Source organism: Natronococcus sp. A-GB7, from assembly GCF_029688865.1.
GTDB lineage: Archaea > Halobacteriota > Halobacteria > Halobacteriales > Natrialbaceae > Natronococcus.
The window spans coordinates 18,586-42,248 of the sequence record NZ_JARUKV010000032.1 but is presented as its reverse complement, the minus strand read 5'-3'; the positions used below and the strand labels follow the sequence as shown (position 1 = coordinate 42,248).

Here is a 23,663-nt window from a genome sequence, read left to right as displayed (position 1 = left end):
CGTCAGCGGGCGTTATCGCTCGCCGGCCTGGTCGATCCAGTCCTCGAGGCGGGCGACGGCGATCTCGGTCTCCTCGGCGAGCTCCTCGGCGTCGGCGTCGGCGAGCTCGTCGAAGCTCGCGATGCCGACCGCGGCGAGGTCGTTCGCGTAGGACTGACCGATGCCGTCGATCTCGGTGAGATCGTCGACCTCGGTCTCCTCGAGAGCCTCCTCGGAGAACTCGTCGAGGCCGGTCTCGTCGCCCTCGACGTCGCCCGCGAGGGCCGCGTCGGGCTCGTCGGGCTCGGGCGTCTCCGGCTCGGCGTCGGTATCGACCGTCGAGCGGGCCTCGAACCAGTCACAGACGTCGGGCCAGAGCTCGGCGTGGCTCCGAGAGGATACCGACATCCCGATGTGGCCCGTCGCGAACTCCATGACCTCGGTGTCGTCGGAGGCGACGGCCTCGTTGAACGGCTTCGAGGCTCCCGGCGGGATGAGGTGGTCGTACTCCGCGACGATCTGCAACACGGGCATGTCGATGTTCGAGACGTCGACCTTCTCCCCGCCCAGCTCGAGCTCGTTCGCGACGAGCTTGTTCTCCTGGTAGATGTCGCGGATGAACTCCTCGTAGGCCTTGCCGGCGACGTCGATCCCCTCGTCGAGCCACCGCTCCATCCGACCGAAGTTCTCGACGAAGTCCTCGTCCTCCATGTTGTCGTAGAAGCGGACGTACTTCGTCACGTTGTTCGCGACCGGGTCCATCAGCGCGAATCCGACGTCCAGGAACTCCGCGGGAACGTTGTCGAACGTCTCGGTGACTCTCTCGGGGTCGTAGTAGTCCTCGGCGCCCCACAGCTCGAGGACGCCGCCGTCACCCGCAAAGCAGAGGCCAGCAGCCATCAGCGCGAGGTTCTCGACCTTCTCGGGGTGCTGGGCGGCGTACATCGCCGACATCGTCCCGCCCATGCAGTACCCGAGGACGTTGATCGCGTCCTGGCCCGAGCGCTCGCGGACCTCGTCGACGCAGTTGTCGATGTAGCGGTTGACGTAGTCGTCGAGACCGAGCTGGCGGTCGAGCTTCGAGGGCTCGCCCCAGTCGATCAGGTAGACGTCGAAGCCGGCCTCGAGCAGCGTCTGGACGACCGAGCGGTCGGGCTGCAGGTCGAGGATGTACGGCTTGTTGATCAGTGCGTAGACGACGAGGATCGGGATGTCGTGTTGCTCCTCGGTCTTGGGTTCGTAGTGGAGCAGTCGGAGCTTGTTCTCCTCGTAGACGACCTCACTCGGGGTCTGGCCGACCTCGACGTTCTCGAGGGTCTCCGTTCGGTCGGGTGCGACCTGGCTCTTCTCGGCGAGGCCGGCGGCACCCTCCCAGGCCTGGCGTTGCATCTCCAGGGCGGTCGCGTACGGGTTCTTCATTGCTCCTCTATGTGCTCGAGAACGCGGTCGAGTTTCTCCTCGACGGCGTGCTGGCGGCGCTCGAGTTCGACGAGGCGGTCGCCGACCTCGACGACGTCGCTCTCGGTCGGGAAGCCAAGCGAGTGCAGCGTCTCCTCGGCGGCCTCGTCGGCCTCCTGCTGGAGCTCGAGGACGTCGCCGACGGTCTCGCCGGTCATCTTCGCGAAGGCGGTCGTCGACATGACCTCCTTGAACGCCTCGTTTGCGGTGTTGAGCCAGACGTCGCGGAACTCCTCGAGTTCGACGTCCTCACCCTCGAGCTGGTCGTTCGCTCGCTCGACCATCTGCTGGGAGGCGTTCATCCAGGCCTCGTAGGCGCGGGCGTAGCCCTCGACGCCCTCGGAGAGCTCGGCGTCGTCGCTCATCTCGCCGACCGTCTCGGCCCAGCTCTCGACGAATCGGGCCTGGGCTTCGACGTTGTTCTCGAATGCTTCGAGGAACTGCTCGTTCCACTGCTCGGCGAACGCGTTCCAGTTCTGTGACTGCGGTGGTGTGTCTGTCATTGTGTGGGAAAATTGGACCGTATGATCAAAAGGCTATGGTCGTTACGCCGAAACGTCGAACTCCTCGGCGACGGAGTCGACGTTCTCGGTGACGGCCGACATGTTCTCCTCGGCCTGCTCGTGGGCCTCGAGCATGGCGTCGAAGCTCGTGTCGACGACCTCGGCGTAGCTGGCGGAGAACTCGTCGTAGGCGGCCTCGGACTCGTGGAGGGCCTCGGCGACGGCGGAGATCGACTCCTGCTGGGCGTCGGTCATCGCGTCGACGTTCTCCTCGAACTGCGCGCGGAACTCCTCGAGGTCGACGCCGTCCTCGGGCATCGACGCCTCGACGGCGTCGAAGTAGGCCGCGACGGCACCCTTGGTGAACTCGGCGTTGGTCTCGACGGCCGAGCTCGAGGACTCGACGGCGTCGACGAAGGCACCGAAGGAGGTCTTCTGGGCCTCGAGAGCGTCGTGGGTGAGCTGCTGGCTCTGTTCGATGGCGGTGCGCTGTGCGGTAAACATGGCGGTGAATGGGTTCTGTGTCATTGGTCTGTCTCGCGGTTTCGCTTGACGGGAACGACGATCGTCTGGACGATATCCCCCTCCTCGATGTCGAGGGTTTCCCGTTCGGGTTCGGGAATACTGATCCGACCGCCGCTCTGGACTCGCGCCTTGAACGTCGCCGTTCCCATGTTCATCGGACCGAAGCTCGAGGCGCCCTCGAGCGGGTTCGCGGAGCTTGCCTCCATCAGCTTTTTCAGCATCTCCTGCTGGGATTCGGCGACCTGCTCGCCCGCGTTCTGCATCTGCTCGGCGAACATCGTCGGCGGAAACCAGGGCGATCGGTCGGAGTCGTCCGTCATCAATACAGTCAATGCGCTCCGCACTAATAAGGGTTTCCGATCTCTACCATTGAGTGCCACTGAATGGTTTCGAGTGTGCTTCGGCGGTCATCATCGCCCCGTAGTGCGATTTTTCGCCTCGAGCCCGCAGTCGGGCACTCGAAAGCGTCGGTTACCACGCCGTCGCCGGCACGGATAACCGCGCATTGTGCAGCCAAAGAGGTATAATGGGCTCGTCCCTATAGCGAGAGTAGATGTCCCACCAGAACGCCGGCGAGAACGGGTTTGGCGCCCTGGCCAACGCCTGGTCCACCGCAACCCGATCTGTCCTCCGGAGTGCGACCGCGGCCAACCGCGCCGCCGTCGCCGCAATGGATTCGACCCAGACGGAATCGAACGGCAACCACACCGACGCCTCGATCCCCTCCCTCGAGTACGCCGACGCCGACTGGAGCTTCGAGCGAACCGTCGAGGATCCGACGGCGCTGGCCCCGGGCGATCAGGTCACCTTCGAGAAGGAGCTCTCCGACGAAGACGTGCGCGCGTTCGCCGAGATCAGCGGCGACACGAACCGCCTCCACCTCGACGACGAGTTCGCCGCCGACACCCGATTCGGCGAGCGGATCGTCCACGGAACCCTCGTCTCGGGACTGATCAGCGCCGCGCTGGCCCGGCTTCCCGGGCTGACGATCTACCTCTCCCAGGACCTCGAATTCGCCGGCCCCGTCGGGATCGGCGATCGGGTCTCCGCCCGCGTCGAGATCGTCGAGGACCTCGGCAACAACCAGTACCGGCTCGAGACGGTCGTCCGCGACGAGAACGACGACGCGACGGTCGTCGACGGCGAGGCCGTCGTCCTCATCGACGACATGCCCGACGCCTGAAACGAGCCCCGTAGCGATCTCCCGGCGCGACCGCGGTACAGTCGGTGGCGCCGGAAACGACGTACAGCGGTCCGTACGGGACGGATTGCGTACTTTTCCCGTAGAGCCGTCCCTCCGCGGCGACACCGAGACCGCCCTCTCGAGGCGACCCGTTCGAACTCTCGTTTCGCTCGAGGACAGACAGTATAAGTAGTTCCTCGCGGAACGGGCCACCATGACACTGTTCGGGACCGCAGGGATCCGCGGGCCAGTCGAGACCGTCTCACCATCGCTCGCGCTCTCGGTCGGTCAGGCCGCGGGCGAGCCCGGAACGACGTTCGTCGTGGGTCGGGACGGACGGGAGACGGGACCGGCGCTGGCCGCGGCGATGGAGGCCGGCCTCGAGAGCGCGGGTGCCGACGTCCGTCGGGTCGGCCGCGTGCCGACGCCGGCGCTCGCGTTCGCCTCTCGAGGGCGACGCGGCGTGATGCTCACGGCGAGTCACAACCCCCCGAGCGACAACGGGATCAAGCTGTTCGTCGACGGCGTCGAGTACGACAGCGACGCGGAGGCGCTGATCGACGAGCAGGTAAGCGCCGACGACTCCGGGCTGGCCACCTGGGAGGAGTGGGGGCGGTCCGAACGGGCCGACATCCTCGGCCGCTATCGCGACGCAGTCGCCGACTACGTGCGCACCCAGTTCGACGACGAGTCGCCGCTCGCGGGACTGTCGATCGCCGTCGACTGCGGGAACGGTGTCGGCGCGCTGGCGACGCCGCAGGTACTCGACGACCTCGGCGCCGACGTCATCGGCGTCAACGCGAACGTCGACGGCCACTTCTCCGGCCGAGACAGCAAGCCGACCCCCGAGACCCTGACGGAGTTCAGCGACTTCCTCGCCGAGGGATCGTTCGATCTCGGCCTGGCTCACGACGGCGACGCCGACCGACTCGTCGTCCTCGAGCCCGACGGGGCGGTCGTCCACGAGGACACCGTCCTCGCGCTTGCCGCGGCCCACTACACGGAGACGAGCGACGCCGCCGACCCCGTCGTCGTTACGACGCCGAACGCCTCGGCGCGAATCGACGAGCGCGTTCGGGCGGCCGGCGGCCGCGTCGAGCGAGTCCGCCTGGGTGCGCTCCACGAAGGAATCGCGCGAGAACGCGACCGGGCCGGAGACGACGCCGAGATCGTCTTCGCGGCCGAACCCTGGAAACACATCCACACGAGCTTCGGCGGCTGGATCGACGGCGTCGCGAGCGCCGGCGTCGTCGCCGCGCTCGTCGCCGAGGCCGGCGACGTCTCGACGCTGCGGGAACCGGTTACCGAACGCCCCTACCGGAAGGTCAGCGTCGACTGCCCCGACCGGCTCAAGGGCGATGCGATGGCCCGCCTCGAGTCCGATCTCCCCGAGGCGTTTCCCGAGGCGAGCGTCGACACGAGCTACGGCGTGCGCCTCGAGTTCGCGGACGCCTCGTGGCTGCTCGTCCGCCCCAGCGGAACCGAACCCTACGTCCGGCTCTACGCCGAGAGCGACGAGGTAGACGACCTCGTCGCGGAGGGACGGACGGTTATCGAGCACGCGATCGAAACGGTCCGGTGAGGCGGGACCGAACGATGGTGACGTGGTCTCGAGTGCGACCGTGACGAAGAACTCGACGTCGGATGCGGATGAGGATTCGAGCCAGTTACTGTCTGTCACAATGCACGTTCGTCCGATTAGCCGGCAGAATCCGTGCCCTTTAACCTGACCTCGCGCACTATCGAGTATCATGGTACCCAACAGGCGGCAGTTCTTGTGCGGTGCAGGCGCGGCCGGCCTCGTGGCAGCGGCCGGCTGCGTCGGCGGATTCGGTGACGAAGGGGACGGGGACGACGTCGAGGTCGGGATGGTCTACGCCACCGGCGGGCTCGGCGACGACTCGTTCAACGATATGGCACAGCAGGGGGCCGTTCAGGCCGAGGAGGAGTACGGCATCTCCTTCGACGAGGCCGAACCCGAGTCGGTCGGAGAGTTCGACGACGCACAGCGGAGTTTCGCCGAATCGGGCGACTACGACCTGATCAACTGCATCGGCTTCGCCCAGGAGGAGGCCCTCGAGGGCAACGCCGAGGAGTACCCCGATCAGGACTTCATCATCGTCGACACGGTCGTCGAGGCCGACAACGTCCGTAGCTACGTCTTCGACGAACCCGCGGGCTCGTTCCTGGTCGGTACCCTGGCGGGACTGCTGACCGACGAGGAGTTCGCGGCCGGCGACGGCGAGACGAATCCCGACGAGTCCGCCGTCGGCTTCGTCGGCGGCGAGGAGTCGCCGCTGATCGAGTCGTTCCACGCCGGCTTCGAGGCCGGCGTCGAACACGCCAATCCGGACGCGGAGGTGTTCTCAAGCTACGTCGGCGACTTCAACGACACGGCCAGCGGGCAGGAGGCGGCCCGAACGATGTACGAGTCGGGCGCCGACGTCGTCTTCCACGCAGCCGGCCGCACCGGGATCGGGGTCTTCCAGGCGGCCGAGGACGAGGGCCGGTTCGCGATCGGCGTCGACGACGACCAGTCGGTGAGCCAGGAGGATTACGCCGACATTATCCTCGCGAGCATGGTCAAACGCGTCGACGAGGCGGTGTTCGACGCGATCGGCTCCGTGGTCGACGATGCGTTCGAGGGCGGCGAGACCGAGGAGATCGGTCTCGAGGACAACGGCGTCGAGGCGGTCTATGGGCAGTCGATCGGCGACGAGATCCCCGAGGAGATCCGCGACGAGGTCGACGAGACGCGCCAGCAGCTCATCGACGGCGAGATCGACGTTCCAGACGAGTTGTAACGTGATGAGCGAGCCTGGTACGGCCACCGGTGGGGGTGCGGGACCGAGCGAGGACCTCGCCGTCCACCTCGACGGGATCACGAAACGGTTCCCCGGCGTCGTCGCGAACGACGACGTCGACCTTCGGGTCGAGCGAGGGAGCGTCCACGCGCTACTGGGCGAGAACGGGGCGGGGAAGACGACGCTGATGAACGTTCTCTACGGGCTCTACGAGCCGACCGAGGGACGAGTCCTCGTCGACGGCGAACCCCGCCAGTTCGACAGACCCCGGGACGCGATCGACGCGGGCGTCGGGATGATCCATCAGCACTTCATGCTGGTCGATACGATGACCGTCGCCGAGAACATCGCGCTGGGCAACGAACCCAAGAAGTGGGGCGGCCTGGCGGTCGATCGCGACCGCATCGAGCGCGAGATCGCCGACCTCTGTGACCGGTACGGCTTCTCGGTCGATCCGTCCGCCACGGTCGGTGAACTGAGCGTCGGCGCCCAGCAGCGCGTCGAGATCCTGAAGGCGCTGTACCGCGGCGCGGACGTCCTCATCCTGGACGAGCCGACGGCCGTGCTCACGCCTCAGGAGGTCGAGGACCTCTACGGCGTCCTCGAGGAACTCACGGAGCAGGGGAAGACGATCATCTTCATCACCCACAAGCTCGGCGAGGCGATGCACTCGGCCGACGAGATCACCGTCCTCCGGGACGGGAAGTCGGTCGGGACCGTCGAGCCGGCGACGACCAGCCGCGAGGATCTCGCCGAGCTCATGGTCGGCCGGGAGGTCCTGCTCGAGGCCGACAGCGACCCGGTCGAGACCGGCCGTCCGATCCTCTCGGCGTCGAACGTCACCATCGAGAACGACCGCGGCGTCGAGGTCGTCTCGGGGATCGACCTCGAGGTGCGGGCCGGCGAGATTCTCGGCATCGCGGGCGTCGACGGCAACGGGCAAAGCGAGCTGATCGAGGCGATCACGGGGTTGCAAACGCCCGACGAGGGAACGGTCCGGTTCGACGGCGACGACGTCACGAACTGGCCCCGCCGTCGACGGATCGATGCCGGGATGGCCCACGTTCCGGAGGACCGCCACGAACAGGGACTGGTCATGCCGTTCGATCTGGTCGAGAACGCCGTGCTCGGCAGCCAGCGTTCCCCGCGGTTCGCCCGGAGCGGACGGATCGACTGGGCCGGCGTCCGGGACCACGCCGAGGACGTCATCGAGACCTACGACGTCAGACCGCCCACCGCCGACGCCCACGCGGAGTCCTTCTCGGGCGGCAACCAACAGAAGTTCGTCGTCGGCCGCGAACTCGAGCGCGATCCCGAACTCGTCGTCGCGACCCACCCCACGCGGGGCGTCGACATCGGCTCGACCGAGTTCATCCACGAGCGGCTGCTCGACCTCCGGCGCGAGGGGAAGGCCGTGTTGCTCGTCTCCTCGGCGCTCGACGAGGTCCAGTCGCTGTCGGACCGCCTCGCCGTCATCTACGAGGGCGAGTTCGTCGACGTCACCGATCCCGACACCGTCACCGAGGAGCAACTCGGCTTGCTGATGGCCGGCGAACGGCCTGGCGAGACCACGAAATCGGAAGCGAGCGACCTCGTCGAAGGAGGTGATCGCTGATGCGTGACGACCTCGAGCGCCTGCTCGAGCGGCTGATTCACGCCTCGGTGGCCGAGCGGGTCGCCATCAGCGTCGCGGCGCTCGTCGCCGCGATCCTCGTCGGCGGCGTGCTCGTCTTCGTCTCCGGGGGCTTTGCCTCCTGTCGGGCCGGCCTCGATCTCGCCGGCGTCACCTTCTGTTACAACCCGATGCAGGTCTACTACGAGCTGTTCCTGGGATCGCTGGGTCACCCCCTCGAGGGTGACTGGAGTCCGATGAACTACAGCCTCGCGACGACGCTGCGACAGACGACGCTGCTGATCTTCGCCGGCCTCTCGGTGGCCGTCGCGTTCCGCGCGGGACTGTTCAACATCGGCACGCAGGGTCAGCTGGTCATCGGCGGCCTGCTGACCGCGGTAACGGTCCTGTTCGCCGCGTCGTACGTCCCCGGCGGTTTCGTCGGCACCGTTCTGTTGATTCCGATCGGCGTGCTCGCGGGTGCCGTCGGCGGGGGCCTCTACGGAGCGATCCCCGGCGCGCTCAAGGCCTATGCGGGCGCGAACGAGGTCATCACGACGATCATGCTCAACTTCATCGCAGCCGGCGTCGCCTCGACGCTGCTCTCCTGGCGCTTCCAGGATCCCGACAGCGCGAACCCCCAGACCCGGGCGATCCCGGAGTACGCGGAGATCCCGAACGTTCCGGTCGTCGGCTTCAGCGGCCGGATGGATTTCTCACTGCTCGCGCTCGGGTTCGCGATCGCGCTCATGATCGGCATCGCCTGGCTGCTGGCTCGAACCTCGTTCGGCTACGAGCTCCGGACGAGCGGCATTCAGCCGAAAGCCGCGGCGTACGGCGGGGTCGACGAGAAGCGCATGACCGTCGCGAGCATGACGCTCTCGGGAGCGCTCGGCGGGGTTGCCGGCGCCTTCTGGGTGCTGATGGAGCACGGTCGCTGGCTCGAGAACGTCCCCGCGCTCGGCTTCGACGGGATCGCCGTCTCGATCCTCGCGGGGAACAATCCGTTAGGAGTCGGCGCCGCAGCCCTCCTGTTCGGCGTCCTCTCGAGCGGGTCGAACGCGATCAACACCGCGACGGACGTCCCGCCCGAACTCGTGGGCGTCCTCTCGGGACTGATCATCCTCTTCGTCGCGATGCCGGAGTTCTTCCGGATGATGGGGCGCCGGTACGCCGACGTCGGTGGCCCCGAACGGGCGCGCTCGACCGGAGGTGAGGCCGATGATTGAGCTTCCCTCCCGGCCCGATCGCCGGACCCTGCTCGTCGGCCTCGGCGCGATCACGGCGGTGTGGGTCGTCCTCGGGCTCGTCTTCCCCGACTCGTGGGCCGGCGTGTTGCTCTCGATCGCGGCCAACCCGAGCACGCACACGACGATGCTCCGGCTGGCCGTCCCGATCGCGCTGGCCGCGATCGGCGGCATCTTCGCCGAGAAGAGCGGCGTCATCAACATCGGAATCGAGGGACTGCTGATCGTCTCGGCGTTCTCGGCGATCATCGTCACGTTCTGGCTCGGGTCGGGCGAGTCCACGCTCGCCCTCTCTCACCACTGGTGGGGCTTCGCGGTCGGCGTCCTCGTTAGCACGCTGTTTGCCCTGCTGTTCGCGGTCGTCTGTATCGACTTCAAAGCCGACCAGATCATCGCGGGACTGGCGGTCTGGCTGATCGCGCTCGGGCTCGCGCCGTTCGTCTCCCGGATCGTCTTCGACAGCCCCAACACCGCGGGCGTCGGCTACTTCCAGAACGTTACGATCCCGGTGCTGTCGGAGATCCCGCTGCTCGGCTACCTGCTGTTCGACACGCCCCCGCAGGTGTACATCATGCTCGCGGCCGCGGTCGCGGGCTGGTACCTGCTCAACCGAACCGCGTTCGGCCGCTGGGTCGTCGCCAGCGGCGAGAACCCGAAGGCGCTCGATACGGCGGGCGTCGACGTTCGTCGGGTTCGCTACACCGCGGTTCTGCTCTCGGGGATCTTCGCCGGGCTCGGGGGCGCCGGGTTCGCGCTCGGCCAGCTCGGCACGTTCGCCGGCGGCGGCGAGACCGCCATCGGCGGTCGGGGCTTCATCGCCATCGCGACCTACCTCTTCGCGAACTACCACCCGATCGGCGCGCTGCTGGGCTCGTTCCTCTTCGCGGGGCTCGAGGCGATGCAGTTCCAGCTTCAGAACCTCGGCTACGCCGTCCCGACGGAGCTCATCCGGACGATCCCCTACGCGACGGTGATCGTCGTCCTCGTCTTCGTCGGCAAGACCCGGCTGCCGGAGGCCGCGGGCGAGGCCTACGACGGCGACGAGGACTGATACGGAACGCTGCAACGGTTTGCCGGCGCGACCGCGACCCGTTCTGCGGTCGCGCCGAATAGGACTTGCAGCGTCCCGTCTGAACTTTCGCTTCGGTGCCTTCTTGCCCTCCCTCCCGGTAGCGCCCGTATGGACGAGCTGATCGACGCTGCCCGCGAGATTCAGGCGGATGCACACGTTCCGTACTCCGAGTACCGCGTCGGGGCGGCTCTCGAGACCGAAGACGGCGAGGTGTTCGTCGGCTGCAACCTCGAGAACGCGAACTTCAGCAACAGCCTCCACGCCGAGGAGGTCGCGATCGCCGAGGCCGTCAAGAACGGCCACCGCGAGTTCTCCCGGCTGGCGGTCAGCTCCGACCGTCGGGACGGCGTCACCCCCTGCGGAATGTGTCGCCAGACCCTCTCGGAGTTCTGCGACGGCGATCTGGTCGTCCTCTGTGACGAGGGCGACGGCGAGGTCACCGAGTACACCCTCGAGGAGCTGCTGCCGAACACGATCAGCCAGGAGACGCTCGAGTAACGCCGGGCCGACCCGGGACGGCGCGTTCCCGAAGCCGTCAGAAAGTTTATTAGAATCGCTTTGGGAGAGGGCGCATGGAGACGACGAAACGCGGGTACGCGGGAACCGAAGGGGACGTCGTTCTGGCTCGAGTTGCCGGGTTTCTTATCGACCACGTCCTCACGGTGATCCTCGGCCTGCTACTGCTGCTCGCGATGGGGCCGGAGACGACCGCTGGCGTCTACTTCTTCGGCGCGGTCGCCTACCTCGGCTACTTCGTCGCCCTCGAGGCCGCGTTCGGACAAACCGCCGGAAAGTACGTCGCGGGCGTCGCCGTCGTCAACCCCGACGGAACGCCGATCTCGGCCGGCCAGGCGCTCGTGCGAAACGTGCTCCGGATCGTCGACGGCATCCTGAACTACGCGGTCGGACTGGTGGTGATGCTCGTCACCGAGGATCGCCAGCGGATCGGCGACCTCGCCGCCGGAACCCGGGTCGTCCGATCGCGTCGCTAATCGCTCACCGTGCCCTCGAGTCGTTCCCGAAGAATCGTCCGGTGGCACCGCTTCTTCTCGGTGTTCTCGTAACAGACTAGCGCTAGCGACTCCCCGTCGGCGAGTCGGCCCGAGAGTTCCTCGAGGGCCGCTTGCGCCTCCGAAGACTCCGCGAGATGCGTGCGGTAGCGCTCCCCGAAGTCGACCTGGTCCCAGGCGGCGTTGTGTGCCCCCTCCTCACAGAGCCCCTGCATCTTCAGGTCCTCCTCGGCGGTTCGGACTTCCTCGAGGAGTTCGGCGGGCGGTCCCAGCTCGGGGACGTTCTCGTCGACGGCGGCGTGGAACCACGGCGCCGGCTTTCGGACGACGCCGACCCGTGTCGCCCCTGACGGCAGGTCCGCCAGGTCGTGCTGGATTGCAGCGACGTAGGTGTCCGCGAGCGTCCCGTCTGCCATACCGGCGCTACGGGAGCCCGGCATTTATATACACCGCGGGTGCGAATCGACGCGCCTGATGCCGGGAGACAGCGAAGATCCGAACGCCGACGTACAGTACCACCTCGAGGTCGCGGCCGAAGACGTCGCCGACACCGTCCTCCTACCGGGGAATCCGGAACGGCTCGAGGTCATCGTCGACTACTGGGACGACCACGAGATCCGGGCCCACCACCGCGAGTACCGCACCGCGACGGGCAGCTACGAGGGGACGCCGATCTCCGTGACGTCGACGGGGATCGGCAGTCCCTCTGCCGCCATCGCGGTCGAGGAACTGGCTCGCGTCGGCTGTGACACCTTCATCCGCGTCGGCTCCTGTGGCGCGGTTCAGCCCGAGATGGACGTCGGCGACCTCGTGATCACGACCGGGGGGCTCCGCCAGGAGGGGACGAGCGACGAGTACGTCCGCGAGGACTACCCCGCGGTCGCCGACTACGAGGTCGTCAGCGCACTCGTCGCGGCCGCCGAACGACTCGGCTACGACTACCACACCGGGGTCACGATGAGCGCCGACTCCTTCTACGCCGGCCAGGGACGACCCGGCTTCGAGGGGTTCGAGGCGGCCGGCTCGACCGATCTGGTCGAGCAACTCGCCGCGGCGAACGTCAAGAACATCGAGATGGAGGCCAGCGCCATCATGACGCTCGCGAGCGTCTACGGCCTCCGGGCGGGCGCGGTCTGCACCGTTTACGCGGATCGGCAGGGCGGGGAGTTCAGCACCGAGGGCGAGTCCCGAGCCGCCGAGACCGCGACGCTCGCGACCCACCTGCTCGCGAAGATGGACGCGAAAAAGCGGGAGGCGGGCGTCGACCGCTGGCACGCCGGGCTCTCGCTCGAGGACTAACTCTCCGGCTCGAGGCGCTCGTTCTCGTGGAGCCGCTGCATTCGCGTCTCGAGGTCGATCCCTCGCTCGCCGAAGTACCACAGCCGAGCGCGGTAAAAGGCGTAGCCGAGCGCCATCCAGCCGACCAGAACGGCGACCATCACCGGGAGTTGCGTCGAGACCAGCACCCAGAGGAACGCCGCCGAGGCGACCGCGCCGACGGCCGTGATCTTGAGCAGCCACGGCGGCAACTTGTACAGCGAGTACTCGTAACGATCGGGGAACGTCTTCGGCAGATTCCAGAGCGCGATGCCCGAGACGGCGAGCCCGAACAGGATCGTCAGCGAGAGCGCGACCGACAGCGTGACCGTTCCGGGCGAAACCGGCGCCACGAGCAGTGGCGGGACGCCCAACAGGAGGACGGCGACGTGCGGCGAGTCGTACCGGTCGTGGATTCGGGCGATCGCCCCGGGGATGATGTCGTCGCGACCGGCTCGCATCAGCAGCCGCGAGTAGGCGGTGTAGGTCATGTTGATCGAGGTGAGCGCGCCCATCGCGGCGGCGACGAGGACGAGCGCCGTCAGCGCCGCGGGGACGTTCTCGAGCGAGACCTGCGCGACGGCGGCGTCCATCCCGCCCAACAGTTCGTGGTTCGTCGTCCCGACGAGGACGGCGACGAGGCCAACGAGCAACGACAGCGAGACGACGGCCGATAGCGCCAGCACGCGGGGGATGTTCTTCGCCGGGTTCTTCATCTCCTCGCCGAGTTCGACGACGAGTCGAAAGCCACGAAGCGGGAAGTACAGCGAGACGATGGCGACGATCACCTCGCCGCCACCGTAGGGGAACAGCGGGGTGTAGTTGTCGACGTCGATCATGAACGCGCCGGGGACGATGAACGCGAGCATCCCGACGACGATCAGTGAGACCATCAGGAACTGGACGACGGCGACCATCTTGATCCCGAGGACGTTCAGCACGATGAAAGGAATCAACAGGCCGTAAATCAGCGCCAGTTCGGGGATTGCGGGGACGAACGGGATATTGTCGGCGACGAAGCCGGCGTACTCGGCGAATCCGAGCCCGATAAAGAGCATCCCCGCCCAGACGCCCGGAATGGTGATCCAGGGCAACAGAAAGCCCCAGAACGGACCGACCAGTCTCGAGGCGTAGACGTAGCTGCCGCCGGCGACCGGGATCGCGCTGCCCAGCTGTAAGGACATGAGGATCCCGAACCCGAGCGGGATCATCGCGAGCCCGAGCGCGAGGAGGATCCCGGGGCCGGCGTCGCCGGCCAGCGGCCCCGGCAACACGAACGCGCTCACCCCGATGACGTTTCCGACGATGAGCACCGTCGCCCCGACGAGCCCGACCTCGGAGTCGATTATACCGTGGTTCGACATTACACACCAGTAGCGGGCTACTGTTTGATAAAGATGTCTGTGGAGATAATACTGTTATCTAATATCGGCATATAGGTTTACATTGGAATTAGAGAACGGGGCCGGGATCGCTGCTCGAGTTACGCGTGGCTCGAGTCGCGGACGGCACTCCGAAACGTCCTCGTGGTCGCTCGAGCGGTTTGGGGTAACTCGCGGGAATTCCCTCGGAAGGCTCCGCAGAACCGGGCTATTCCCGAACCCGGACGATCCCGTCCTCGAAGACCTTCCGGTTGGGGACGATGTACTCCTCGGAGTCGTCCTCGATCTTCGTGACGAAGAGATCGACCTCCTGGACGATTCCCGTCTGCTCGCCGACGCGAACCCGGTCGCCGATCCCGTAGGGTTGGTTGAGAAGCAGGTAGATCCCGGCCGCGCTCGAGACGAGGAAGTCCTGGAAGGCGTAGGTGCCGACGATGACGATTCCCGCAGCGTACACGGCGAGCAGAATCAACAGCGCGAGGATGTGAACTCCGATCTGTCCCAGCGCGATAATCAGGGCGACGTACAGGACGGTGTACTTGACGACCTTCGGGATGACCGCTACCTCGGGGAGCTTGACGCTGCGGAGATACTCGCTGACGACCAGCTCCGACTTGTCCGCGATGATGAAGCCGACGATCATCACGAGGACGGCGACGAACACCTGCGGGATGAACTCCGTCACCCGAAGCCAGAACGCGTCGGTGTCCAGCAGCTGCGCGATGTGGATCGCGGTCAGAACGGCGATCCCGTAGATGAACCACGCGCTCAGCCGGGCGACGATCTCGACCGTCGAGGTGCCAAGCGACTGGGCGGTGCGCTCGAAGGGCGTCCCCTCGACGGCTTCGGGCACGCCAGAGGCCGTCAGCAGCTCCTCGTTGAGCCGCCCGACCAGGTAGCCGATGACGACCCCGAGGATCAACACCGCCGTCGCTATCACCGCCGGCTCGTCGATAAGCGTCTGCCAGTCCATGTTAGTACGCCTCCGGATCGACCTCCAGAATGATCTCGCCGGCCTTGAACGCCCGGACGAGACCGTCGCTTTCGGAGAGCACGATCGAGATCGCGTTCGTATCCCGCGTGATCGCGCCGCCGGCCATGTGCCGCGCACCGAGGCCCTTCGGGATGTCGACGCCCTCCGCGGAGGGCTCGAGGTAGCGGTACGCGGAGACGATCTTGCCCGCATCGGAGATGACGAAGGCGCCGTCGAGCCGCGAGAACTCCTTTAACATCACGTTCACGATCGGATCCCCGACGTGGACGTGGGACTTCTCGAAGGGGTTGTACGACAGCGGCCGGGACTTGTTCATCACCTTGCCCGCGTCGCCGACGACGAACAGCGCCCCGACCGGTTTCCCCTTCTGGCCCTTCTGTCCCAGCTCGATCGCCAGCTCCAGTACCGACTTGACGACCTCCGGATCCGCCCGCGAGCGGGCGAACAGGTCGTAGATCCCCGTCCGGGAGTCGGCGTCGGCGCGAACGCGGGAGACGGTGTCGATGTCGTCGCCGAAGACGCTCGTCGCACACGCTAGCGTGTCGCCGTCGTCGATGATGTCCTGGTCGAGCGCGCCCTCGAGCCCGAACCGGATCCGATCGGAGATGTTGTCGAACTCGAGGGGGAGCTCGACGAACGTGCCCGCGCCGACGTCGTTTTCGGTGCCGACGACGATCAGCTCGAGATCGTCGTCCGCGTCCTCGAGGTCCGAGAACCGTTCGTAGTACGACCCGCTCGGAGAGAAGAGTGCAACGGCATCGACGCTCGAGAAAAGATCACCGAACACATCGTCTAACCCGGCCATTGCTCATACAAGCCGTTTCCGCGCGAATAAGCGTTGTGGAGTGTCTGACGTTCGTCTTGCCAACGTCTGGCACAGAGTGCTCGAGCTTGTGCGATCAGGTGTGCGGAACCGGATTCGAACCTCGCCGAGACGATCACTCTCGCTTCGCTCGAGTGCTGCGACTCGTCTGATTCGAATCCGCTGGCTGCATTCTCCGCTCACGATATTGTTCGCGGAGAATGCGCGGGACCGGATTCGAACCACGGTCGTTCTGCTCACTTCGTTCGCGCCACTCCCTGATTCGAACCGGCCGTACGATTGCTGTCGCTCGCGAGTTTGCTCGCGACAGCAATGCGCGGGACCGGATTCGAACCGGCGGACCCCTACGGGACAGCGTCCTAAGCGCTGCGCCGTTGGCCTAGCTTGGCTACCCGCGCTCGTTCCCTGGTTTTCGCGAACCGAGTAAGAAGCTGTCGATCCGGGTCACTCGTGTTTGACCGGCTCCTCGGGCGACCAGTCCGGCGGAACGATGAAGGTGACGTGTTCTGCGTCACGAAGCTGGTGGAGTTCGGCTGCCTGCTCGGCCAGGGACCGATCCCGGTACGGCATCTCGAGGCCGCACCCGGTACACACCAGCTTGCACGTTGGTTCTTTCATGGGAGTACGGACGGCCGGCCCGGTCGGAGCGACGGACGTCGATCCAGGGTTCAGCGGAGTGAGGCTTTAGTAGTCGCGTCCTAGTGAAATCCGCGGAGAACGGCCGTTTCGTTGAGTCGTTCGTAGCTGAATGTTGTTACGCCTAGCCGGCTATTGGAACCGCGAACCATCCGGTGGGGCCGCGATTACCGCTCGAGTCGCGAGCCCGCCCCGAGCCGTAGGTTTATTTCCGGCGAACGGGTACGGAGGGGTATGCACAGCGCCCGGGATCGCGTCGAGTACGAACCCTGGCTCGAGGATCTCGAGCAGGCCGCCGACCGACTGGAGCTCTCGAGTGAAGCCCGATCGTGTGCGGCGGAGCTGTTCCTGCTCGACGTTCCCGAGGCCGATCGCTCGAAGCGAGCGACGCTGGCGGCGAGTCTCTACGCGGGATCGCTGGTCGCCAGCGACGGCCGAACCCAGAGCGACGTCGCCGAAGCCGCGGACGTCTCGCGGCTCTCGATCCAGTCGCGCTGGAAGGAGCTCCTCAAGGAGGCCGGACTCGAGCCCCCCCGCTGGTAAGGAGCGTTTCACCGATCCTATCGCTCGTAAGTGTATGATACGCGGTCGAAATCCGGGTAAACGGTCGGCTTTCCTGACGGAAGATGACGGGACGGCTGAACGAATCGAGACCGGTTAGTGCTGCTCTCGCGTCCCGGGTTCGGCGCCGTCCTCGAGAACCGTCCCGTGCTCGTCGATCTCGCCCTCGACGATACGGGTACTCGAGATGATGTCGCCGTCGTCGGCTAACGCGTGGGGAACGACGACGATCTCGAGGGGATCGTGGCCGCGCTCGTGGCGGAGCTCGTTGATCCGCTTGCCGCCCTCGATCGTCTCGGGGGAGACGACGAGATAGTCGAACTGTGGTTCGGTTGCGATCCCCGTCGACTCCTCGAGGGGCCGGACCTCGAACGCCCGGTCGTGCTCCTCGGCGAGGGGTTCGAACTCGTCCTCGAGGGTTCGCTTTCGCTCCTCGAAGGAGTTGACGTGTCGCTCGACGTGGCGAGTCTTCGGCGCGAGCTCGTCAGTCGTGAGTCCGACGGTTACGTCCCCGAGTTCGAACGCCCGTTCGAACAGCCGGCGGTGACCGTCGTGAACGGGGTCGAACGTCCCACCAAGCGCGACGTCCATACCCAACCCACTGGAGCGGTGCGTATAAAACGGTCGACTCCGCGAACGCGCCGTCCCGCCGCACTCGAGCGGTGGTTCGACGATCGTCGATTGTGCCTTTCACATTGTTTTTAGTAGTGCCCCACAGTCCCACCGGTATGGGACTCGACGAGGACTCACTGGAGTATCACCGGACGGATCCGCCGGGAAAGATCGAAATATCGACGACGAAACCGACGAATACACAGCGGGATCTCTCGCTCGCGTACTCGCCGGGCGTCGCCGCGCCGTGTATGGAAATCGCCGACGACGTGACGGATTCCTACGCCTACACGGCGAAGGGAAACCTCGTCGGCGTCGTCTCGAACGGGTCGGCGGTGTTAGGCCTCGGTGACATCGGTGCGGCGGCGTCCAAACCCGTTATGGAGGGGAAGGGGGTGCTGTTCAAACGGTTCGCCGACATCGACGTCTTCGACATCGAACTCGACGAGGCCGACCCCGAGGAACTCATCACGGCTACGAAGATGATGGGACCGACCTTCGGCGGGATCAACTTAGAGGACATCAAGGCGCCCGAGTGTTTCACCATCGAGGAACGGCTCGGCGAGGAGATGGACATCCCCGTCTTCCACGACGACCAGCACGGCACCGCGATCATCTCCGGGGCCGCGCTCGTCAACGCCGCCGATATCGCGGGGAAAGACCTCGAGGAGCTCGAGGTCGTCATCTCGGGGGCGGGCGCGAGCGCGATCGCCTCCGCGCGGTTCTACGTCTCGCTGGGCGTCCGCCGGGAGCACATTACCATGTGTGACTCCTCGGGGATCATTACCGAGGAGCGCGCTCGGGCGGGCGACGTCAACGAGTACAAACGGGAGTTCGCCCGGGACCTGCCCGAGGGCGGCCTCGCGGACGCGATGGAGGGTGCGGACGTGCTGGTCGGCCTCTCGGCCGGCGGGATCGTCTCCCAGGAGATGGTACGGTCGATGGCCGAGGATCCGATCATCTTCGCGATGGCCAACCCCGACCCCGAGATCGGCTACGAGGAGGCCAAGGCCGCACGCGAGGACGACGTTATCATGGCTACCGGCCGTTCGGACTACCCGAACCAGGTCAACAACGTACTCGGGTTCCCCTTTATCTTCCGCGGTGCGCTCGACGTTCGCGCGACCGAGATCAACGAGGAGATGAAAGTCGCCTGCGCCAGGGCGCTGGCCGACCTCGCCCGGGAGGACGTCCCGGACGCGGTCGTCAAGGCCTACGGCGACGAGCCGCTGCAGTACGGTCCCGAGTACATCATTCCGAAGCCCGTCGATCCGCGGGTGCTGTTCCGGGTCGCCCCCGCCGTCGCCGAGGCCGCGATGGAAAGCGGCGCCGCCCGAACCGAGATCGACCTCGAGGAGTACGAGGAACAGCTCGAGGCCAGACTGGGCAAGTCCCGCGAGATGATGCGGGTCGTGCTGAACAAGGCCAAAAGCGATCCCAAGCGCGTCGCCCTGGCGGAGGGCGAAAACGAGAAGATGATTCGGGCTGCCTACCAGATCCAGGAGCAGGGGATCGCGATGCCGATTCTCATCGGCGACGAAAGCGAGATCCGTCAGACGGCCGCGAACCTCGGGCTGGACTTCGAGCCCCAGGTCGCGGATCCGTCGGTCGGCGACTACGAGGAGTACGCCAACCGGCTCCACGAGCTGCGCCAGCGCAAGGGGATCACCCGGACCGAAGCGGGCGAGCTCGTCGAGACCGACTCGAACTACTTCGGCAGCGTGATGGTCGAACAGGGCGACGCCGACGCCCTGCTGACCGGACTCTCGTATCACTACCCATCGGCACTGCGTCCGCCGCTGCAGGTGATCGGCACCGCCGACGACGTCGACTACGCCGCAGGGGTCTACATGCTGACGTTCAAGAACCGCGTGATCTTCATCGCCGACGCGACGGTCAACCAGAACCCCGACGCCGACGTCCTCGAGGAGGTCACCAAACAGACCGGCAAGCTCGCGCGCCGGTTCAACGTCGAGCCCCGAGCGGCCCTGCTGTCGTACTCGAACTTCGGCAGCGTCAACAACGAGGGAACCCGCAAACCCCGCCGGGCCGCAGCCCGACTCCAGGACGACCCCGAGGTCGACTTCCCCGTCGACGGGGAGATGCAGGCCGACACCGCCGTCGTCGAGGAGATCCTCGAGGGCACCTACGGCTTCTCCGAACTCGAGGAGCCCGCGAACGTGCTCGTCTTCCCGAACCTCGAGGCAGGTAACATCGGCTACAAGCTGCTCCAGCGCCTGGGCGGCGCGGAGGCGATCGGCCCGATGCTCGTCGGAATGGACGAACCCGTCCACGTCCTCCAGCGGGGCGACGAGGTCAAGGACATCGTCAACCTGGCGGGCGTAGCGGTCGTCGACGCTCAGCAGGACGAGTAGTCGAACCGCGGAAAACCCCGCTCCCGGTCCGGTCCGCGCTCGAGTTCGCGACGTGAGGCCGAACACCGAGATTCTTTTGTGGCCCCGATCCATCGAATTTTCACAGAGCGTCCCGCTATGCCACACCGATCCCAGTCCTCGCTCGCCGACGCCGACTCCGCCGCATCGAACGACTCGCATCCTCGCAGGCGGTTCCTCCAGACCGCGGGCGTCGCCGCGACCGCAGGGCTCGCGGGCTGTGCCCTGTGGGAGTCGACTGACGACGACGAATCCGGCACGAACGGCGACGAACCGGACGTCGCCGACGACGTCTCGTCGTACGCGACCCACCCCGACGACGACGTGACGATGTTCCGTCGCGGCCTGCGTCGACTCGGCTACTACCCCGACGAGACCGTCCCCGAGGCCGTCAGCGTCAACTGGTCGTTCCCGATCAACAACGTCGGCCACACCGCGGCGAAGTCGAGCCCGCTGCCGACGCCCGACGGCGAGACGATCGTGATCGCCGGCGACACGGGCTTCGTCCACGGCGTCCAGCCCTCGGGCGAACCCCGCTGGCTGACCGAAACGGGTGCGACCGATCTCGGATTCCACGGCTCGCCAGCGATCGTCGGCGACACCGCCTACATCGGCGGCTACGACGGCGACTTGTACGCGATCGACGTCGAGACCGGCGAGATCGTCTGGCGAACCCGCGCCCACGAGCTCGAGGGAACCCTCGCGATCGGCTCGAGCCCCGCCTACTACGACGGGACGCTGTACGTGATCGCCGAGTACGGCAGCCCCTCCTCGGGTGCGCTGTGGACGTTCGACGCGGCGACGGGTGAACCGACCTGGCACGACGACCGCATCTGGGGCCAGCCCCACCCCTCGCCGACGGTCGACCTCGAGACGGGCCGGATCTGTGCGGGCTCGAACGACGGCGTCGTCTACTGCTGGGAGTTCCCCGACCTCGAGTTCGCCTGGGAGTACCAGACCGGCGGCGAGGACGGCCCCGACGGCGAGGAGAAGGCCGACGGCGAGTTCAATCTCGGCGCGGAGATCAAGGGGACGATCGCGGCTCACGACGGCTACGGCTACGTCGGCTCCTGGGACGAACGGTTCCACTGCATCGACCTCGAAGACGGCACCGAGGAGTGGACCTTCGAGTTCGAGAACCGATCGATGGCCAACCCAGCGCTCGATCCGGAGGAAGACGTCGTCTACACCGGGAGCAACGACGACCACGTCTACGCGATCGACTGCGAGACCGGCGAGGAGCTGTGGGCGACCGATATCGACGGCTCGATCATCGGCGCGGTGACCGCCACCGCCGGGACGATCCTCGTCGGCTCCTACGATTCGCATCTGTACGCGCTGGACAAGGAGACGGGGGAGCGGCGCTGGCGGGTCGAGAACCGCGGCCACGTCACGAGCGCGCCGGTTCCCCACGACGGCCGGATCTACTACACCGAGCGGGGGGTCTTCACGAACTACTGGGACGACGACGAGGAGACGATCCTCGAGGAGCCGGGCCACGCCTACTGTCTGGTCCCCGAGGAGTGAGCGTCAGCCGGGCGAAATCGGCGATCGATCCGAAAGCGTGGATTCAAGTATCCGCCGGGCCGTTGTCCGGGTATGCAAAACCAGGGACGCTCCACGCGCAAGCGAACCGGTGGCCGACTGAAGAACGTCCGAAAGCGCCGCAAGAACGAACTCGGTCGCCTCCCGACCGAGACCCAGGTCGGCGAGCCCCGGTTCCGCGTCGTCGACGTTCGCGGCAGCAACACGAAGACCCGCGCCCTCGCGACGAACGTCGCGAGCGTCAACAAGGGCGGCGAGACCGTCACCGCGGAGATCGAGGACGTCGTCGAGAACGACGCCAACCCGAACTACGTCCGACGGAACATCATCACGAAGGGCGCCGTCGTCGAGACCTCCGAGGGTCAGGCCCGCGTGACGTCCCGACCCGGCCAGACCGGTCAGGTCAACGCCGTTCTCCTCGAGTAGACTGCGAAAACCGTTCTCTCGGCACTCACTCCGCGTAGCGACGGCGCCGCGAGGCGAGCCCGCTCACTGCCACGCCTCGAGGTCGACGAACGCGCCCGCGGTCGCAGTCAGCCACGCCGTCCGCGTCACGTCGTTCGAGCTGTCTGCCGGGTAGACGGTCAGCCGATCCCGTCGGTTCTCCTCGCTGACGACGACGGCTGCGAGCCGCTCCGTCGTCGGTCTCGAGGGGTCTGCATCGGTCGAGCGCTCTTGGATCGTTTCGTCGTCGGAAGTCGTGGGTTCGTGCATGGTCGGTCTGGCACCGAGTGCCACGTCCGTTCGGAGGCGAGGTCGAAAGAAAGCGATTGCTAGTTGTGGTATCGATCCCTCCGTACCCGTCACGTTCGGACAGTACGGATCCGTACCGGGGACAACACGGGGGCCGCGGACGGGTCGAGATTGGACACCCATACGGACTGCTGTACGTCAGTTCCGTGCAACCGCGACCGTCCTGCGGTTGCACCGGTAAATCGTTGCAGCAGACCGTATCAGGGACGCGGTGCCGCCTTCTGTAACGCCGTCTCGGCGATGTTGCCGCCGTAGTCGGCGCTTCGGGACAGCGAGTCGACGATCAGCCCGAGCGACTGGGCCTGCACCGGCTCGAGGTCCCGGAGGATATCGTCGATGTAGCGGGTGTGCTCGTCGATCTCGAGGACGGCCTCGCGGGCCGCGTGGCCGAGACGGTTGGCCTCGTCGGTCTCCTCGGCGAACAGCGCGTCCATCGCCTTCTCGAGGACGTCGGCGGCGTCCGTCCGGAGCGCGATCAGCGCCTCGGCAACGTCCTCGGGGATCGCCTCGAGCTTGAGCGCGAGATTGGAGATCTTGGCGGCGTGGTCGGCGACCCGTTCGAGCTGGCGGGCGCTCGAGTGGAAGTCGAAACAGTCCTCGCGGGGGACGCCGAGCTCCTCGGCGGCCCGGGGCGAGCGAAGCGTCGCTCGGAAGATCCGCGAGACGACGAGCCAGAGGCGGTCGACGTCGTCGTCGCGTTCGATGACGTCCTGGGCGATGTCGTCGTCGTTCTCGACGAGGGCGGTGACGGCGTCCTCGAGCATCGAGGTCGCGATCAGGCGCATCCGGGAGACGGCGTTGACGATCGACAGCTCCGAGGAGTCGAGTAAGTCCTGGATGACGACGCTGTCAGTCGTCTCCTCTAAGACCTCGACGCCGACGAGGCTCTGGGTCGCGTCCCGGATCGCTCGGCGCTGGTCGGTCGTGATCCGAGTCGCCTCGAGGCGGATGATGTCGAACCCGCTGACGTACATCGTCATCACCGCCCGGGTGAGGCGCTCGCCCTCGAGATCCGAGACGTCGAGAGTCCCCTCCTGACGGTCGGTCTCGCTGGCCGGCGTGAGCAGCAGCGAGTCCTCCTCGGGGTAACACTCGACGGTCGTGCCGGCGCTGACGCCGTTTTCCGTTGCCCAGCTCTTCGGCAGCGAGACCGTGTACGTAGAGCCGCCGGTCACCTGCACCTTGCGGGTCTCCATACCGCGGGGTTGGGTGCTGAACGTATAAACCTCACCGATCTATAGAGCCGCGAGCTGC

At 66.5% G+C, this 23,663-nt stretch carries 25 protein-coding genes and 1 tRNA gene; 13 read left to right on the top strand and 13 right to left on the bottom strand.

Annotated elements, in window-relative coordinates:
* Positions 1–12 precede the first annotated feature (12 nt).
* Genes phaC through QA609_RS21505 form a run of 4 tightly spaced genes read right to left on the bottom strand, consistent with a single transcriptional unit; the run spans position 13 to position 2,785 of the window.
* Positions 13–1,398 carry a class III poly(R)-hydroxyalkanoic acid synthase subunit PhaC gene (phaC, locus tag QA609_RS21520; RefSeq protein WP_278304680.1) on the bottom strand — a complete coding sequence of 462 codons (1,386 nt, stop codon included), beginning with the start codon at positions 1,396–1,398 and terminating at the stop codon, positions 13–15.
* The gene (locus QA609_RS21515) at positions 1,395–1,940 is read right to left on the bottom strand and encodes a poly(R)-hydroxyalkanoic acid synthase subunit PhaE (protein ID WP_278304679.1); all 546 of its coding nucleotides are present in this window, start codon (positions 1,938–1,940) and stop codon (positions 1,395–1,397) included. The genes phaC and QA609_RS21515 overlap by 4 nt, the downstream gene beginning before the upstream one ends.
* Before the next feature lie 42 nt (positions 1,941–1,982).
* Positions 1,983–2,468, bottom strand: coding sequence for a hypothetical protein (locus QA609_RS21510; RefSeq protein ID WP_278304678.1), 486 nt, complete (start codon positions 2,466–2,468; stop codon positions 1,983–1,985).
* Positions 2,465–2,785, bottom strand: coding sequence for an AbrB/MazE/SpoVT family DNA-binding domain-containing protein (locus QA609_RS21505; RefSeq protein ID WP_278304677.1), 321 nt, complete (start codon positions 2,783–2,785; stop codon positions 2,465–2,467). Before QA609_RS21505 ends, QA609_RS21510 begins: the two co-directional genes overlap by 4 nt.
* Before the next feature lie 233 nt (positions 2,786–3,018).
* On the opposite strand from QA609_RS21505, the gene QA609_RS21500 reads away from it, so the two are divergent.
* From QA609_RS21500 to QA609_RS21465, 8 genes are all read left to right on the top strand, one after another.
* The gene (locus QA609_RS21500) at positions 3,019–3,648 is read left to right on the top strand and encodes a MaoC family dehydratase (RefSeq protein WP_278304676.1); all 630 of its coding nucleotides are present in this window, start codon (positions 3,019–3,021) and stop codon (positions 3,646–3,648) included.
* Positions 3,649–3,862: 214 nt separating this feature from the next.
* Positions 3,863–5,230 carry a phosphomannomutase gene (locus tag QA609_RS21495; protein WP_278304675.1) on the top strand — a complete coding sequence of 456 codons (1,368 nt, stop codon included), beginning with the start codon at positions 3,863–3,865 and terminating at the stop codon, positions 5,228–5,230.
* Positions 5,231–5,399: 169 nt separating this feature from the next.
* The gene (locus tag QA609_RS21490) at positions 5,400–6,452 is read left to right on the top strand and encodes a BMP family ABC transporter substrate-binding protein (protein ID WP_278304674.1); all 1,053 of its coding nucleotides are present in this window, start codon (positions 5,400–5,402) and stop codon (positions 6,450–6,452) included.
* Positions 6,453–6,456: 4 nt separating this feature from the next.
* Positions 6,457–8,067: an ABC transporter ATP-binding protein gene (locus tag QA609_RS21485; protein WP_278304673.1), complete on the top strand. Its 1,611-nt coding sequence runs from the start codon at positions 6,457–6,459 to the stop codon at positions 8,065–8,067.
* On the top strand, positions 8,067–9,293 hold the full coding sequence (locus QA609_RS21480) for an ABC transporter permease (RefSeq protein ID WP_278304672.1): 1,227 nt from the start codon (positions 8,067–8,069) through the stop codon (positions 9,291–9,293). Before QA609_RS21485 ends, QA609_RS21480 begins: the two co-directional genes overlap by 1 nt.
* Entirely contained in the window at positions 9,286–10,362 is a 1,077-nt protein-coding gene (locus tag QA609_RS21475; protein ID WP_005555857.1) for an ABC transporter permease, read from the top strand. Before QA609_RS21480 ends, QA609_RS21475 begins: the two co-directional genes overlap by 8 nt.
* A 129-nt stretch (positions 10,363–10,491) precedes the next feature.
* Positions 10,492–10,881 (top strand): cytidine deaminase, encoded by a 390-nt coding sequence (cdd, locus tag QA609_RS21470; protein ID WP_278304671.1) that lies wholly within the window; start codon positions 10,492–10,494, stop codon positions 10,879–10,881.
* A gap of 74 nt (positions 10,882–10,955) precedes the next feature.
* On the top strand, positions 10,956–11,375 hold the full coding sequence (locus tag QA609_RS21465; RefSeq protein ID WP_278304670.1) for an RDD family protein: 420 nt from the start codon (positions 10,956–10,958) through the stop codon (positions 11,373–11,375).
* Here the strand turns inward: QA609_RS21465 and QA609_RS21460 are convergent.
* On the bottom strand, positions 11,372–11,809 hold the full coding sequence (locus QA609_RS21460) for a DUF488 domain-containing protein (RefSeq protein ID WP_278304669.1): 438 nt from the start codon (positions 11,807–11,809) through the stop codon (positions 11,372–11,374). The two genes, QA609_RS21465 and QA609_RS21460, sit on opposite strands and share 4 nt — an antisense overlap.
* A 58-nt stretch (positions 11,810–11,867) precedes the next feature.
* On the opposite strand from QA609_RS21460, the gene QA609_RS21455 reads away from it, so the two are divergent.
* Complete coding sequence (locus QA609_RS21455; protein WP_278304668.1) at positions 11,868–12,692, top strand: nucleoside phosphorylase; 825 nt, start codon at positions 11,868–11,870, stop codon at positions 12,690–12,692.
* On the opposite strand, the gene QA609_RS21450 is transcribed toward QA609_RS21455, so the two are convergent.
* The 5 genes from QA609_RS21450 to QA609_RS21430 form a co-directional block, all read right to left on the bottom strand.
* Complete coding sequence (locus QA609_RS21450; RefSeq protein ID WP_278304667.1) at positions 12,689–14,074, bottom strand: APC family permease; 1,386 nt, start codon at positions 14,072–14,074, stop codon at positions 12,689–12,691. The two genes, QA609_RS21455 and QA609_RS21450, sit on opposite strands and share 4 nt — an antisense overlap.
* A gap of 226 nt (positions 14,075–14,300) precedes the next feature.
* Positions 14,301–15,065, bottom strand: coding sequence for a mechanosensitive ion channel domain-containing protein (locus tag QA609_RS21445; RefSeq protein ID WP_278304666.1), 765 nt, complete (start codon positions 15,063–15,065; stop codon positions 14,301–14,303).
* 1 nt (position 15,066) lies between these two features.
* Positions 15,067–15,891 (bottom strand): diadenylate cyclase DacZ, encoded by an 825-nt coding sequence (dacZ, locus tag QA609_RS21440; RefSeq protein ID WP_278304665.1) that lies wholly within the window; start codon positions 15,889–15,891, stop codon positions 15,067–15,069.
* Between the two features lie 331 nt (positions 15,892–16,222).
* Positions 16,223–16,307 (bottom strand) — tRNA-Leu (locus tag QA609_RS21435).
* A gap of 46 nt (positions 16,308–16,353) precedes the next feature.
* On the bottom strand, positions 16,354–16,527 hold the full coding sequence (locus QA609_RS21430; RefSeq protein ID WP_169330925.1) for a hypothetical protein: 174 nt from the start codon (positions 16,525–16,527) through the stop codon (positions 16,354–16,356).
* 252 nt (positions 16,528–16,779) lie between these two features.
* Between QA609_RS21430 and QA609_RS21425 the strand changes: the two genes are divergently transcribed.
* A complete protein-coding gene (locus tag QA609_RS21425) occupies positions 16,780–17,088 on the top strand; it encodes a transcription initiation factor IIB family protein (RefSeq protein ID WP_278304664.1) in 309 nt (102 codons plus the stop codon).
* A 114-nt stretch (positions 17,089–17,202) separates the two neighbouring features.
* Here QA609_RS21425 and QA609_RS21420 read toward each other — a convergent pair whose 3' ends face one another.
* Positions 17,203–17,697 (bottom strand): phosphopantetheine adenylyltransferase, encoded by a 495-nt coding sequence (locus QA609_RS21420; protein ID WP_278304663.1) that lies wholly within the window; start codon positions 17,695–17,697, stop codon positions 17,203–17,205.
* Positions 17,698–17,834: 137 nt separating this feature from the next.
* Between QA609_RS21420 and QA609_RS21415 the strand changes: the two genes are divergently transcribed.
* From QA609_RS21415 to QA609_RS21405, 3 genes are all read left to right on the top strand, one after another.
* A complete protein-coding gene (locus QA609_RS21415; RefSeq protein ID WP_278304662.1) occupies positions 17,835–20,093 on the top strand; it encodes an NADP-dependent malic enzyme in 2,259 nt (752 codons plus the stop codon).
* A 117-nt stretch (positions 20,094–20,210) separates the two neighbouring features.
* Complete coding sequence (locus QA609_RS21410) at positions 20,211–21,638, top strand: PQQ-binding-like beta-propeller repeat protein (protein ID WP_278304661.1); 1,428 nt, start codon at positions 20,211–20,213, stop codon at positions 21,636–21,638.
* Positions 21,639–21,710: 72 nt separating this feature from the next.
* Positions 21,711–22,082: a 30S ribosomal protein S8e gene (locus tag QA609_RS21405; protein WP_278304660.1), complete on the top strand. Its 372-nt coding sequence runs from the start codon at positions 21,711–21,713 to the stop codon at positions 22,080–22,082.
* Positions 22,083–22,145: 63 nt separating this feature from the next.
* Here QA609_RS21405 and QA609_RS21400 read toward each other — a convergent pair whose 3' ends face one another.
* Together QA609_RS21400 and QA609_RS21395 are read right to left on the bottom strand one after the other, a co-directional pair.
* Positions 22,146–22,370 carry a hypothetical protein gene (locus tag QA609_RS21400; protein WP_278304659.1) on the bottom strand — a complete coding sequence of 75 codons (225 nt, stop codon included), beginning with the start codon at positions 22,368–22,370 and terminating at the stop codon, positions 22,146–22,148.
* Between the two features lie 239 nt (positions 22,371–22,609).
* A complete protein-coding gene (locus QA609_RS21395; protein WP_278304658.1) occupies positions 22,610–23,605 on the bottom strand; it encodes a phosphate uptake regulator PhoU in 996 nt (331 codons plus the stop codon).
* Positions 23,606–23,663 lie beyond the last annotated feature (58 nt).